Source organism: Pseudomonas qingdaonensis (genome assembly GCF_018398475.1).
Classification (GTDB): Bacteria; Pseudomonadota; Gammaproteobacteria; order Pseudomonadales; family Pseudomonadaceae; genus Aquipseudomonas; species Aquipseudomonas palmensis.
Genome location: NZ_CP074676.1, coordinates 5,386,939 through 5,399,874 on the forward strand (window position 1 = coordinate 5,386,939; position 12,936 = coordinate 5,399,874).

The window sequence follows — 12,936 nt, forward strand, 5'->3', positions numbered from 1 at the left end:
GTTTCCGGCCCTCAGAACCTCACAATCACATCCCCAAACTGGCCGCATACACCCCCGGCGTCTTCCCATAGTGGCGCTGAAACAACCCGATGAACGCCGACACCGAGTCATACCCCAGTTCATTCGCCAGCCGAGTCACGCTCATGCCCTGCGCCAGCAACGGCAATGCGGCCAGCAAGCGCAGGCGCTGGCGCCATTCACGGAATGAAAGCTGGGTCTGCGCCTGAAACAGGCGCACCAGCGTGCGCCGCGATGCCCCCACCTGCTGCGCCCATTGCTCGAGGGTGCGGTTGTCCCCAGGCTCGACCTGCAGTGCATCGGTGATCCGGCGCAGGCGCGGGTCGCTGGGCAGCGGCAGGCTGAACGGTGCTTCGGCCAGCCCCTGCAACTCGTCCACCAGCACCTGCAGCAGGCGCGCCTGCGGCCCGTCGTCAGGGTAGTCGGCGGGAAAGTGGCTGACCCGTTCGATCAGCTCGCGCACCAGCGGCGTCACCTGCAGTACCGCGCAGTCACGGCGAGCGCCCGGCAGCACCGCGGCATCCAGGTACAGCCCGCGAAACGCCAGCGCCTGCTCACTGAACGCCGTGTGCTGCACCCCTGGCGGAATCCACAACGCGCACTGCGGCGGCAGCAGATAGCTGTGGCGCTCGGTCAGCACCTGCATGATCCCGGCGCTGGCATAGGTGAACTGCACCCAGTCATGGCTGTGCATCTGCACTTCATAACCTGCCGGTATGCCGAACATGCGCCGCTGCACCGGGCGCGAAAGCGCCAGCGGTACGGGCGGCACCTGCGGTATCTGTCCCGCTTGCGGCATCAGCTGTCCCCTTTGCTCAAGTGAGCCAAAAGTGCCGATGGTAGCCTGCGCCGCGACCCGTTGCACAACCTGATCGGAGACTTGTCGATGAGCACCCATGTACGTCAAAACCGCCTGACCATTCCCGCCATCCAGCAGCGCAAGGGCGCCGGCAGCCTGGTGGTGCTGACCGCCTACAGCCTGCCCATGGCCCGCTGGGTGGATGCCCATGCCGACCTAATCATCGTCGGCGACTCGGTGGGCATGGTGCTGTACGGCATGCCCAGCACCCTGGGCGTGACCCTGGACATGATGATTGCCCATGGCCAGGCGGTGATGCGCGGGGCAGAGCGCGCCTGCGTGGTGGTCGACCTGCCGTTCGGCTGCTATCAGGCCTCGCCGGAGCAGGCATTTGTCAGCGCCGCCCGGGTGCTGCGCGAAACCGGTGCACAGGGCATCAAGCTCGAAGGCGGCGCCGAAATGGCCCACACCGTCGAATTTCTGGTGCGCCGTGGCATTCCGGTGATGGCGCACGTGGGCCTGATGCCGCAGCAGGTCAACAGCATGGGCGGCTTCAAGGCCCAGGGGCGGGATGAACAAAGCGCAACCAAGGTGCGCGACGATGCCTTGGCCATGCAGGCGGCGGGGGCGTTCTCGGTGGTGCTCGAGGGCATCGCCGAGCCGCTGGCCCGCAGCCTGAGCGAAGCGTTGCACATCCCCACCATCGGCATTGGCGCATCCCCTGCGTGCGATGGGCAGGTGCTGGTGACCGAGGACCTGCTGGGCCTGTTCGGCGAGTACCAGCCGCGCTTCGTCAAACGCTATGCCGAGCTGCAACCGCAGATCGAACAGGCACTGGAGCACTACGCCCGCGAGGTGCGCAGCGGGGAGTTCCCGGGGCTGGAGCACTGCTTCAAGGCCGCGCCCTGATAGCACCAGCGTGGACAGTGGGTCGATTAGCTGCCTTAATCGGCCCACTTCCCAAGCGAAAGAAACGATCCCTGTCCATGCCCACCCGCCCTGTCGCCCTCGATGAAATCGACCGTCAACTGATCGCCGCCCTGCAGATCAACGCCCGCGAAAGCGTGGCCATGCTTGCCCGGCAACTGGGCATTGCCCGCACCACCGTGACCTCGCGCCTGGCGCGCCTGGAGAAAACCAACGTCATCAGCGGTTACGGCGTGCGCCTTGGCCAGCGCGTGATCGACGGCGGCCTGCAGGCCTATGTGGGCATCACTGTGCGCCCCCGCTCGGGCAAGGAGGTGGTACGCCGCCTGAGCGCCATGGGGCAGATCCAGCAGTTGTGTGCGGTCAGTGGCGAGTTCGACTATGTGGCGTGGCTGCGCAGCGATTCGCCCGAACAACTGGACCAGTTGCTCGACCAGATCGGCAGTGTCGAGGGCGTGGAGAAAACCACCACCTCGATCATCCTCAGCAGCAAGGTGGACCGCGGCCAACCGGTTTGACATGGGTTAGCGGGGAACAGATAGGGCCCTTCGCTGGCAAGCATGCTAACGGTGCTCGCAAACCTGTAGGAGCCGGCCTTGCCGGCGAAGGCATCACTCTGCTCAAGCATCCCGTCACAATGACAAAAATCCCCACAAAACGACGACACTCTGCATCTTAATAACCAACACCCTCCCCTCGTAGAATGACCGCCAGCATTTCCTATACTCAAGCTCCGCTCCCCGCGCAGCCCTGGCAAGGTCTCCCATGAACAAGAACAATCGCCACCCCGCCGACGGCAAAAAACCGGTCACCATCTTCGGCCCGGACTTCCCCTTCGCCTTCGACGACTGGATCGAGCACCCGGCCGGCCTGGGCAGCATTCCCGCCGAGCGCCACGGTGAGGAGGTGGCCATCGTCGGTGCCGGCATCGCCGGCCTGGTGGCCGCCTACGAGCTGATGAAGCTGGGCCTCAAGCCGGTGGTGTACGAGGCGTCTAAAATGGGCGGGCGCCTGCGCTCGCAGACCTTCTCTGGCGCCGAAGGCATCGTCGCCGAGCTGGGTGGCATGCGCTTCCCGGTGTCTTCCACGGCCTTCTATCACTACGTCGACAAGCTGGGCCTGGAGACCAGACCCTTCCCCAACCCGCTGACCCCCGCCTCCGGCAGCACGGTGATCGACCTCGAGGGCCAGACCCACTACGCCGAAAAACTCAGCGACCTGCCGGCACTGTTCCAGGAAGTCGCCGATGCCTGGGCCGATGCGCTGGAGGATGGCGCACGCTTCGGCGACATCCAGCAGGCAATCCGCGATCGCGACGTGCCGCGGCTGAAGGCGCTGTGGAACACCCTGGTGCCGCTGTGGGACGACCGCACCTTCTACGACTTCGTCGCCACCTCCAAGGCCTTCGCCAAGCTCAGCTTCCTGCACCGCGAAGTGTTCGGCCAGGTGGGCTTTGGCACCGGCGGCTGGGACTCCGACTTCCCCAACTCGATGCTCGAGATCTTCCGCGTGGTGATGACCAACTGCGACGATCACCAGCACCTGGTGGTGGGCGGTGTCGAGCAGGTGCCCCTGGGCATCTGGCGGCATGTGCCGCAACGCTGCGCCCACTGGCCGCAAGGCACCAGCCTCAGCTCGTTGCACCGTGGCACGCCACATTCAGGGGTGAAAAGCATCGCCCGCGCCGACGATGGGCGCCTGGCCGTTACCGACACCTGGGGCGTCACCCGCCATTACGCCGCGGTGCTCACCACCTGTCAGAGCTGGCTGCTGACCACCCAGATCGAGTGCGAGGAGTCGCTGTTCTCGCAGAAGATGTGGATGGCCCTGGACCGCACCCGCTACATGCAGTCGTCCAAGACCTTCGTGATGGTCGACCGCCCGTTCTGGAAGGACAAGGACCCGCAGACCGGCCGCGACCTGATGAGCATGACCCTCACCGACCGCCTCACCCGCGGCACCTACCTGTTCGACAACGGCGACGACAGGCCGGGGGTGATCTGCCTGTCGTACTCGTGGATGAGCGATGCGCTAAAGATGCTCCCGCACCCGGTGGAAAAACGCGTGAAACTGGCGCTGGACGCCCTGAAGAAGATCTACCCCAAGGTCGATATCGCCGGGCACATCATCGGCGACCCGATCACCGTGTCGTGGGAAGCCGACCCGCATTTCCTGGGGGCGTTCAAGGGCGCCCTGCCCGGCCATTATCGTTACAATCAGCGCATGTACGCGCACTTCATGCAGCAGGACCTGCCTGCCGAGCAGCGCGGCATCTTTATCGCAGGCGACGACGTCTCCTGGACCCCGGCCTGGGTCGAAGGCGCGGTGCAGACTTCGCTCAACGCGGTATGGGGCATCATGAACCACTTCGGTGGCCGCACCCACGCCGACAACCCCGGCCCTGGCGATGTATTCAACGAGATCGGCCCGATCGCCCTGGCCGACTGAAAGGAGAGACCCATGCGCATAGCCCTGTACCAGGGCCAGCCCCACCCGATGGACGTGGCCGGCAACCTCGAGCGCCTGCACCAGCAGGCGCAGCTGGCGGCGGCACGCGGCGCCGAACTGCTGGTGTGCCCCGAGATGTTCCTCAGCGGCTACAACATCGGCAGCGAAGCGGTCGCACGCCTGGCCGAGCCGCAGGACGGCGCATCGGCCATGGCCGTGGTGGAAATTGCCCAGGCCAACCGCATCGCCATCGTCTACGGCTACCCCGAGCTTGGCGAGGACGGCCAGGTGTACAACAGCGTGCAGTTGATCGACGCCCACGGCAGCAGCCTGGCCAACTACCGCAAGACCCACCTGTTCGGCGGGCTGGACCGCGCCATGTTCAGCCCCGGCCCCGACCATTTCCCGGTGGTCACGCTCAATGGCTGGCAGCTGGGCCTGTTGATCTGCTACGACATCGAGTTCCCGGAAAACGCCCGCCGCCTGGCCCTGGCCGGGGCCGAGCTGATCGTAGTGCCGACAGCCAACATGCAGCCCTACGATTTCATCTGCCAGTTCACCGTGCGCGTACGCGCCCAGGAGAACCAGTGCTACCTGGTGTATGCCAACTACTGCGGCGCCGAGGAGCAGATCCACTATTGCGGCCAAAGCAGCATCATCGGCCCGGACGGCAGCCTGCTGGCCATGGCCGGGCATGAGCCCACGCTGCTGGTGGCCGACCTCGAGCTGCAACGGGTGCACGAAGGCCGCGCCAGCACACCGTACCTGCACGACCTGCGTGTGGAACTCCACGGCGGCCCGCGCAAGCACTGATTTATCCGCTAGCATGACGGTTCGCACGTTACCGGAGCCGTCATGTCCTGCGCCCACCTCACCCTGCCCAACGGCCTGCACGTCACCCTGCGCCATGCACCGCGGCTCAAGCGCTGTGCAGCGGCAGTGCGGGTGCGCGCCGGCAGCCACGATGCTCCCAACGCCTGGCCGGGGCTGGCGCACTTTCTCGAACACCTGTTCTTTCTCGGCAACCCGCGCTTTGCCATCGACGACGCCCTGATGCGCTACGTGCAGCGCCAGGGCGGCCAGGTCAATGCCAGCACGCGGGAGCGCACCACCGACTTCTTCTTCGAAGTGCCGGCTGCCGCCTTCGAGGGGGGCATCGAGCGCTTGTGTGAAATGCTCGCCAACCCCCAGGCCGACCGTGCGCAACAGCTGCGCGAGCGCGAAGTGATCCATGCCGAGTTCATTGCCTGGGCGCGCAACCCCGAAGCGCAGCGTCAGCACGCACTGCTGCAGAGCGTGTCGGCGCAGCATCCGCTGAGCGGTTTTCACGCTGGCAACCGCTACAGCCTGCCGGTACCCGACGCGGCCTTCCAGAGCGCCCTGCAAGCTTTTCACCAACGCTACTACCAGGCCGGGCAGATGACCTTGAGCCTGGTCGGCCCACAGCCGCTGGCCACCCTTGAAGCCCTGGCCATGCAGTACGGCGCCGTCTTCGCACCCGGGCAGCCCATCGAACAAGGCCCGGCACCGGCGCTGCAGCTTCGCGCTGCGCGGGTTGAACAGCTGCCCGGGCAACGGGATGTGCTGCTCGGCTATGAACGGCTGCCCGCCGGCGCTGCCCAGGCGATCGCCTTTCTCGACACCTGGCTTTCGGACACCCGCCCGGGCGGGCTGCTGGCCGCTTTGCGCGAACGGCACTGGCTGGAGGATTTCAGTTTTTCGGCATTGCATCAGTTCGCCGCACAGGCACTGCTGCATGCACGCTTCAAGCTCAATGACGCGGCACCTGCCGACCAGGTCGAAGACCTGTTCCGGGACTGGCTGAGCTTCTTGCGCGATGCCGACCTGACGGCGCTGAACAGCGAATATGCACGTATCCAGCAGTCACGCGCGCTGGCCGCCGGCGCCCTGGAACTGGCGCGCCGCGACAGCAGCGGCCAGCCATTCAGTGCACTCGACGCCCAGGGCCTGGCGGCACTGCAAGGCCTGCTCGAACCCTTCACCGAGCAAGCCCGCCAGCCCTGGCGACTGCCACCTGCCGAGCCCTTGCTGGCCGTCGGGTTCAGCGATGTACCCGCCACGCCGACACCCGCCGGGGTTATCCACAGCCCGGCGCTGCCGGCTGTGCGGCAGTACGGCGTGATCTACCTGCGCTGGCAGGTGCGCTCGGCGTTGCGCGCGCGGCTGTGGCGCGTACTCGAAGGTGCCCTGCGCCCACTGGTCGAGCGCGCCACCCGCGCCTCGGTGGAGCTGCAATGGAGCGAGTGCGAGCACCTCTGGCAACTGCGCTGCGCCGGGTCACCGCCCGCCGTGGTCGCAGTCGTCGAGCAGGCATTGGCGCTGCTGCGCCTGCCTGCCGCCCAGGACTGGAGCGCAGGCTCAGGCACCGAGCCGGCGCTGATCCCGATCCGCCTGCTGCTAAAGCAGTTGCCGGGCTATATCGTCGGGCGTGCCCCGGGGCCATTGCCGACCTGCCTGATCGCCCAGCCCGAGCTGGATGCGCTCTGGCAGAATGCCCGCTGGCAGGGCATGACCTGCGGCTTCACCGAAGCGGTGCAGCCGGCGCTGAATGCGCTGCTGGCCCAGGTACCGGGACAGCCGGGCATGGCCGAGCCGATCACCGGCGATGCCACAGGGCCCTGGCAGCATGTGCCGCTGCCCGAAGGCGAGCACGCACTGCTGGTGTTCTGCCCCGCCCCGCCCGGCAGCGAGGCGGTGTACCGGCTGCTGGCACATCGACTGCAAGGGCCCTTCTACCAGCGCCTGCGGGTGGAGCTGCAACTGGGCTATGCAGTGTTCAGCGCATTGCGCCAGGTGCAGGGCCATACCGGCCTGCTGCTGGGCGTGCAGTCGCCCAAGGCCGACCCGGCACAGATTCTCGAGCACATGCGCTGCGTGGTCGCAGGCTTCACCCATGACCTGACCGATGATGCCGAGGCGCGTCAGGCCCTGGCGGCGCAGTTCCACGAACCGGACATGGGCAATGCCGACGTCGCCGAATGGGCCTGGCAGGCCCGGCTGGCCGGCAGCGACGCCCCCAGCCTGGACACGCTGCGACAACAGCTGCTGGCCGTCACCGCACAGCAGCTCGAACACGCCGCCCGGCACCTGTTCGACAACGCCCTGTACCTGGCCAGCGCCGCACAGGGCGGATTGTTACCGGCAACGCAACAGCCTTTCTCGCAGGTTTAACCAAACTGTCCATTAATTTTAGTAAGATGGCGCTACCCGGGCCGTTGTAACCCCTTGTTTCAAAGGGGGGCCTAAATATGTAGCCACCCGCCCCCAGACCTATCCGGAAGGAGTACTCCCATGTGGACCAAACCTGCTTACACTGACCTGCGTATTGGCTTTGAAGTGACCATGTATTTCGCAAGTCGCTGAGTCTGCTTGCGGTACAACGCCTCGGTCAGCCGGGGCGTTTTCATTTTTGGACGCAGCAGGAGTGGCCATGTACATCCAGATTCTAGGTTCCGCCGCCGGCGGCGGTTTCCCGCAGTGGAACTGCAACTGCGACAACTGCAAGGGCTTTCGCGACGGCACCTTGCGCGCCAGCGCACGCACCCAGTCCTCGATCGCACTGTCCGACGACGGGGTGCACTGGGTGCTGTGCAACGCCTCGCCGGACATCCGCGCGCAACTGCAAGGCTTCGCCCCCATGCAGCCGGCCCGCGCCCTGCGCGACACCGGGATCAACGCGATCATCCTGCTCGACAGCCAGATCGACCACACCACCGGCCTGCTCAGCCTGCGCGAAGGTTGCCCGCACCAGGTGTGGTGCACCGACATGGTCCACCAGGACCTGAGCACCGGCTTCCCTCTGTTCACCATGCTCAGCCACTGGAACGGTGGCCTGCAGTGGAACCGCATCGAGCTCGAAGGCAGCTTCGTGATCGAGGCGTGCCCGAACCTGCGCTTTACCCCGTTCCCGCTGCGCAGCGCCGCGCCGCCCTACTCGCCGCACCGCTTCGACCCGCACCCGGGCGACAACCTGGGGCTGATGGTCGAAGACCTGCGCACCGGCGGCAAGCTGTTCTACGCCCCGGGCCTTGGCCAGTTCGACGACAAGCTGCTGCAACTGATGCACGACGCCGATTGCCTGCTGGTCGACGGCACGCTGTGGGAGGATGATGAGATGCAGCGCCGCGGTGTCGGTACCCGCACGGGCCGCGAGATGGGTCACCTGGCACAGAATGGCCCCGGCGGCATGCTCGAGGTACTCGAAGGCTTCCCCGACCAGCGCAAGGTACTTATCCACATCAACAACACCAACCCGATTCTCGATGAAGACTCCGCCGAGCGCGCCGAACTGGCCCGCCGCAACGTCGAAGTGGCCTTCGACGGCATGAGCATCGAGCTGTAGGAGCCCCCATGAGCGAAGCCGTACCGCTTTCCCCCGCCGCGTTCGAGCAGGCCTTGCGCGCCAAGGGCGCCTACTACCACATCCATCACCCCTACCACGTGACCATGTATGAAGGCCGCGCCAGCCGCGAGCAGATCCAGGGCTGGGTCGCCAACCGCTTCTACTACCAGGTCAACATCCCGATGAAGGATGCGGCGATCCTGGCCAACTGCCCGGACCGCGAGATCCGCCGTGAGTGGATCCAGCGCCTGCTCGACCACGACGGCGCCCCCGGCGAAGACGGCGGCATCGAAGCCTGGCTGCGCCTGGGCCAGGCCGTGGGCCTGGACCCCGACCAGCTACGCTCGCAGGAGCTGGTGCTGCCCGGCGTGCGCTTCGCGGTCGACGCCTACGTCAACTTCGCCCGCCGTGCCAGCTGGCAGGAAGCGGCCAGCAGCTCGCTGACCGAACTGTTCGCCCCGCAGATCCACCAGTCACGCCTGGACAGCTGGCCACAGCACTATCCCTGGATCGACCCGGCCGGCTACGAGTACTTCCGCACCCGCCTGGGCCAGGCCCGGCGCGATGTGGAGCATGGCCTGAGCATCACCCTGCAGCACTACACCACGGTGCAGGGTCAACAACGCATGCTGGAGATTCTTCAGTTCAAGCTCGATATTCTGTGGAGCATGCTCGACGCCATGAGCATGGCCTATGAACTGAACCGCCCGCCCTACCACAGCGTCACCAGCGAGCGGGTGTGGCACAAGGGGATCACCTTATGAGTTTCGACCGTTCGAAGACGCCGCACTGGCGCCCCGGCTACCGCTTCCAGTACGAACCGGCGCAGAAGGGCCATGTGCTGCTCTACCCCGAAGGCATGATCAAGCTCAACGAAAGCGCCGCGCTGATCGGCGGGCTGATCGACGGCAAGCGCGATGTGGCCGCGATCATTGCCGAGCTGGACGTTCAATTCCCCGGTGTACCCGAACTCGGTGACGACATCGAGCAATTCATGGAGGTCGCCCGTGAGCAACACTGGATCGTCCTTGAGTGAGGTACCGGCCAAGCCCGCAGTCGGCCTGCCGCTGTGGCTGCTGGCCGAGCTGACCTACCGCTGCCCGCTGCAATGCCCGTACTGCTCCAACCCGCTGGACTTCGCCGAGCAGGGCAAGGAGTTGAGCGCCGAGCAGTGGTTCAAGGTGATGGCCGAGGCGCGTGAAATGGGCGCCGCGCAACTGGGCTTTTCCGGCGGCGAGCCACTGGTGCGCCAGGACCTGGCCGAGCTGATCGGCGAGGGGCGCCGCCTGGGCTACTACACCAACCTGATCACCTCCGGCATCGGCCTGACCGAACAGAAGATCGCCGACTTCAAGCGCGCCGGGCTGGACCACATCCAGATCAGCTTCCAGGCCAGCGACGAACAGGTCAACAACCTGCTGGCCGGCTCGAAGAAAGCGTTCGCGCAGAAGCTGGAGATGGCGCGCGCGGTCAAGGCCCACGGCTACCCGATGGTGCTGAACTTCGTCACCCACCGGCACAACATCGACAAGATCGACCGCATCATCGAGCTGTGCATCGCCCTGGAAGCCGACTTCGTCGAGCTCGCCACGTGCCAGTTCTACGGCTGGGCCAAGCTCAACCGCGCCGGCCTGCTGCCCACCCGCGCGCAGCTGGAGCGCGCCGAACGCATCACCAACGAATACCGCGAGAAACTGCAGGCTGCGGGCAACCCGTGCAAGCTGATCTTCGTCACCCCCGACTACTATGAAGAGCGGCCCAAGGGCTGCATGAACGGCTGGGGCAGCATCTTCCTCACCGTCACCCCGGACGGCACCGCACTGCCGTGCCATGGCGCACGCCAGTTGCCGGTACAATTCCCCAACGTGCGCGAACACAGCATGCAGCACATATGGTATGACTCGTTCGGCTTCAATCGTTTTCGCGGTTACGACTGGATGCCCGAGCCGTGCCGCTCCTGCGACGAGAAAGAAAAGGACTTCGGCGGCTGCCGCTGCCAGGCCTTCATGCTGACCGGCGACGCCAGCAATGCCGACCCGGTTTGCGCCAAATCGGCGGACCACGGGATCATCCTCGCTGCTCGGGAGGAGGCCGAAACCGCCACCCAGACCATCGACCAGATGACCTTCCGCAATGATCGAAACTCTCGTCTCATCGCCCGCGGCTGAGCGTTTCAGCGCACAACAGGCGGTTGCCGCCGGCACCGACTACGCCGAACTCAAGCGCAGCCCGCTGGGGCTGTTCTGGAACGAGTTTCGCCCCCAGGACGGTGGTTGCCGCATCTGGCAGTGGCGTGACGGCCAGGCCCGCTGCCTGACTCCCGATGGCTTCAGCGTGCGCAGCCGCGTCTACGAGTATGGCGGCGGCGGTTTCTGCCTGAGCGACGACGGGCTGGTGTTCGTCAACGAAGCCGACCAGCAGCTCTACAGCCAGGGGCTCGGCGGCGGGCAGCCGCAGCCGCTGACCCACGGCCCGTGCCGCTACGGTGACCTGCGCTGGGGCGCCGGCCAGGTGCTGGCGGTTGAAGAAGACGCCGATGTGCACCGGCTGGTATCGATCGCCGCCGGCACCCGCACGGTACTGGCCGAAGGCGCCGACTTCTATGCCGCTCCCACCCTCAGCGCCGACGGCCAGCGCCTGGCCTGGATCGAATGGAGCCGCCCGCACCAACCCTGGACTGCCACCCGCCTGCTGTGCGCCGAACGCCGCGATGCACACACCTGGGAAGCGCCGCGCTGCATCGCCGGCAGCGAGGCGCAACCGGAATCGCTGCAGCAGCCGCGCTTCGATGCCGACGGTCGCCTGTACTGCCTGTCGGATCGTGACGGCTACTGGCAACCCTGGGGCGAAACCCCGCAGGGCTGGGCAGCACTGCCGGCCGAGCGCGCCGACCATGCTGGCGCACCGTGGCAACTGGGCGCCAGCACCTGGCTGCCCCTGGACGACGGCGGGTATCTGGCGAGCTGGTTCGAGGGCGGCTTCAGCCGCCTGGGCGTGCATCATGCCGATGGCACCCTGGAAGACTTCAGTGACGTCTACACCCGCTTTCGCTGCCTGGAGATCGACGACCGGTACCTGTATGCCATCGCCGCCTCTGCCGTCAGCACGCCCGCCGTCATCGCCATCGACCGCCACAGCCATGCCGTTCAGGTGCTGGCCGGCGGTGCGATGCCCTTGCCCAGCGAACAGGTCAGCCAGCCGCGCAGCATCACCTACCCCAGCGGCGATGCCCAGGCGCACGCCTTCTTCTACCCGGCCATGAATGGTGTCGAGGCGCCGCCGCTGGTGGTGTTCGTGCATGGCGGACCGACCTCGGCGTGCTTCCCGGTGCTCGACCCGCGCATCCAGTACTGGACCCAGCGCGGCTTTGCAGTGGCCGACCTCAACTACCGTGGCAGCAGCGGCTATGGCCGCGCCTATCGCCAGGCCCTGCACCTGCGCTGGGGCGAAGTGGACGTGCAGGATGCCTGCGCGGTGGTCGACTTCCTGGCAGGGCAAGGGTTGATCGACCCGACGCAGGCGTTCATCCGCGGGGGCAGCGCCGGGGGCTACACCACGCTGTGTGCGCTGGCGTTCCAGAATGTGTTCCGTGGCGGGGCGAGCCTGTACGGGGTCAGCGACCCGCTGGCGCTGACGCGCGCCACGCACAAGTTCGAAGGCGATTACCTGGACTGGCTGATCGGCGACCCGCAGCAGGATGTGCAGCGTTATCAGGCGCGCACGCCACTGCTGCATGCCGCGCAGATCAAGGTGCCGGTGATTTTCTTCCAGGGCGAACTGGATGCGGTGGTGGTACCGGAGCAGACCCGTTCGATGCTGGCGGCGCTGAAGGCCAACGGGGTGCGTGCCGAAGGGCATTTCTACCCGACCGAGCGGCACGGGTTCCGGACGGCAGCGAACCTGGCGCATGCGCTGGAAGAAGAGTGGAAGTTCTACCGGGAGGTTCTGTCACGGCCATTGCCATTGTAGGAGCCAGCCTTGCTGGCGAATGTCCCAGCGCGGTCCTAACCGTACAGGCCCATTCGCCGGCAACGCCGGCTCCTACAGGCGATGGCCGCGACGCGGTCTAGCGCTTGGCGATGATGTACACCGCGTGCACGATCCCCGGAATGTAACCGCACAAGGTGAGCAGGATGTTCAGCCAGAAGGCGCCACCAAAACCCACCTGCAGGAACACGCCCAGCGGCGGCAACAGAATGGCGAAGATAATTCGGATCAGGTCCATCGGGCAGCTCCTTGTCTAAAGTCCTAACTACAGACTGCAAGCACCCCCCACTGGTTCAAATAGCCATCCCCCATAAAAAAACGCCCCAGGCCAAAAGGATCAGGCCCGGGGCGATGCGCAGGAACGCGAGACGGTTCGTTGAATTCGGTACGGCGC

At 66.1% G+C, this 12,936-nt stretch carries 13 protein-coding genes; 11 read left to right on the forward strand and 2 right to left on the reverse strand.

Translation table 11 applies throughout. The features are described 5' to 3' along the window. Nucleotides 1-25: 25 nt before the first annotated feature. Nucleotides 26-817 (reverse strand): AraC family transcriptional regulator, encoded by a 792-nt coding sequence (locus tag KH389_RS24735; RefSeq protein WP_213606421.1) that lies wholly within the window; start codon nucleotides 815-817, stop codon nucleotides 26-28. A gap of 87 nt (nucleotides 818-904) precedes the next feature. On the opposite strand from KH389_RS24735, the gene panB reads away from it, so the two are divergent. From panB to KH389_RS24790, 11 genes are all read left to right on the forward strand, one after another. After that, nucleotides 905-1,726: a 3-methyl-2-oxobutanoate hydroxymethyltransferase gene (gene panB / locus KH389_RS24740; RefSeq protein WP_043863699.1), complete on the forward strand. Its 822-nt coding sequence runs from the start codon at nucleotides 905-907 to the stop codon at nucleotides 1,724-1,726. 77 nt (nucleotides 1,727-1,803) lie between these two features. Continuing rightward, entirely contained in the window at nucleotides 1,804-2,262 is a 459-nt protein-coding gene (locus KH389_RS24745) for an Lrp/AsnC family transcriptional regulator (RefSeq protein ID WP_054915967.1), read from the forward strand. 247 nt (nucleotides 2,263-2,509) lie between these two features. Then, a complete protein-coding gene (locus KH389_RS24750) occupies nucleotides 2,510-4,192 on the forward strand; it encodes a flavin monoamine oxidase family protein (RefSeq protein ID WP_043863697.1) in 1,683 nt (560 codons plus the stop codon). 12 nt (nucleotides 4,193-4,204) lie between these two features. Continuing rightward, entirely contained in the window at nucleotides 4,205-5,005 is an 801-nt protein-coding gene (locus KH389_RS24755; protein WP_043863696.1) for a carbon-nitrogen hydrolase family protein, read from the forward strand. A 42-nt stretch (nucleotides 5,006-5,047) separates the two neighbouring features. Beyond that, the gene (pqqF, locus tag KH389_RS24760; protein ID WP_213606422.1) at nucleotides 5,048-7,384 is read left to right on the forward strand and encodes a pyrroloquinoline quinone biosynthesis protein PqqF; all 2,337 of its coding nucleotides are present in this window, start codon (nucleotides 5,048-5,050) and stop codon (nucleotides 7,382-7,384) included. Between the two features lie 120 nt (nucleotides 7,385-7,504). After that, complete coding sequence (pqqA, locus tag KH389_RS24765) at nucleotides 7,505-7,576, forward strand: pyrroloquinoline quinone precursor peptide PqqA (protein ID WP_008365141.1); 72 nt, start codon at nucleotides 7,505-7,507, stop codon at nucleotides 7,574-7,576. A 67-nt stretch (nucleotides 7,577-7,643) separates the two neighbouring features. Next, the gene (gene pqqB, locus KH389_RS24770) at nucleotides 7,644-8,555 is read left to right on the forward strand and encodes a pyrroloquinoline quinone biosynthesis protein PqqB (protein WP_054915970.1); all 912 of its coding nucleotides are present in this window, start codon (nucleotides 7,644-7,646) and stop codon (nucleotides 8,553-8,555) included. An 8-nt stretch (nucleotides 8,556-8,563) separates the two neighbouring features. Beyond that, complete coding sequence (pqqC, locus tag KH389_RS24775; RefSeq protein ID WP_058541826.1) at nucleotides 8,564-9,319, forward strand: pyrroloquinoline-quinone synthase PqqC; 756 nt, start codon at nucleotides 8,564-8,566, stop codon at nucleotides 9,317-9,319. Further along, nucleotides 9,316-9,591, forward strand: a complete 276-nt coding sequence (pqqD, locus tag KH389_RS24780; RefSeq protein ID WP_043863692.1) for a pyrroloquinoline quinone biosynthesis peptide chaperone PqqD — start codon at nucleotides 9,316-9,318, stop codon at nucleotides 9,589-9,591. Before pqqC ends, pqqD begins: the two co-directional genes overlap by 4 nt. Next, nucleotides 9,563-10,723, forward strand: a complete 1,161-nt coding sequence (gene pqqE, locus KH389_RS24785; RefSeq protein ID WP_213606423.1) for a pyrroloquinoline quinone biosynthesis protein PqqE — start codon at nucleotides 9,563-9,565, stop codon at nucleotides 10,721-10,723. Before pqqD ends, pqqE begins: the two co-directional genes overlap by 29 nt. After that, nucleotides 10,689-12,524, forward strand: coding sequence for a S9 family peptidase (locus KH389_RS24790; RefSeq protein WP_213606424.1), 1,836 nt, complete (start codon nucleotides 10,689-10,691; stop codon nucleotides 12,522-12,524). Before pqqE ends, KH389_RS24790 begins: the two co-directional genes overlap by 35 nt. Nucleotides 12,525-12,621: 97 nt before the next feature. Here KH389_RS24790 and KH389_RS24795 read toward each other — a convergent pair whose 3' ends face one another. Continuing rightward, nucleotides 12,622-12,780 carry a YqaE/Pmp3 family membrane protein gene (locus KH389_RS24795; protein ID WP_011063854.1) on the reverse strand — a complete coding sequence of 53 codons (159 nt, stop codon included), beginning with the start codon at nucleotides 12,778-12,780 and terminating at the stop codon, nucleotides 12,622-12,624. Nucleotides 12,781-12,936 lie beyond the last annotated feature (156 nt).

What these genes read in the sequence shown, in the direction of transcription:
- KH389_RS24735 (WP_213606421.1), bottom strand. Translation starts at nt 817, where the DNA reads ATGCCGCAAGCGGGACAGATACCGCAGGTGCCGCCCGTACCGCTGGCG.
- panB (WP_043863699.1), top strand. Translation starts at nt 905, where the DNA reads ATGAGCACCCATGTACGTCAAAACCGCCTGACCATTCCCGCCATCCAG.
- KH389_RS24745 (WP_054915967.1), top strand. Translation starts at nt 1,804, where the DNA reads ATGCCCACCCGCCCTGTCGCCCTCGATGAAATCGACCGTCAACTGATC.
- KH389_RS24750 (WP_043863697.1), top strand. Translation starts at nt 2,510, where the DNA reads ATGAACAAGAACAATCGCCACCCCGCCGACGGCAAAAAACCGGTCACC.
- KH389_RS24755 (WP_043863696.1), top strand. Translation starts at nt 4,205, where the DNA reads ATGCGCATAGCCCTGTACCAGGGCCAGCCCCACCCGATGGACGTGGCC.
- pqqF (WP_213606422.1), top strand. Translation starts at nt 5,048, where the DNA reads ATGTCCTGCGCCCACCTCACCCTGCCCAACGGCCTGCACGTCACCCTG.
- pqqB (WP_054915970.1), top strand. Translation starts at nt 7,644, where the DNA reads ATGTACATCCAGATTCTAGGTTCCGCCGCCGGCGGCGGTTTCCCGCAG.
- pqqC (WP_058541826.1), top strand. Translation starts at nt 8,564, where the DNA reads ATGAGCGAAGCCGTACCGCTTTCCCCCGCCGCGTTCGAGCAGGCCTTG.
- pqqD (WP_043863692.1), top strand. Translation starts at nt 9,316, where the DNA reads ATGAGTTTCGACCGTTCGAAGACGCCGCACTGGCGCCCCGGCTACCGC.
- KH389_RS24790 (WP_213606424.1), top strand. Translation starts at nt 10,689, where the DNA reads ATGATCGAAACTCTCGTCTCATCGCCCGCGGCTGAGCGTTTCAGCGCA.
- KH389_RS24795 (WP_011063854.1), bottom strand. Translation starts at nt 12,780, where the DNA reads ATGGACCTGATCCGAATTATCTTCGCCATTCTGTTGCCGCCGCTGGGC.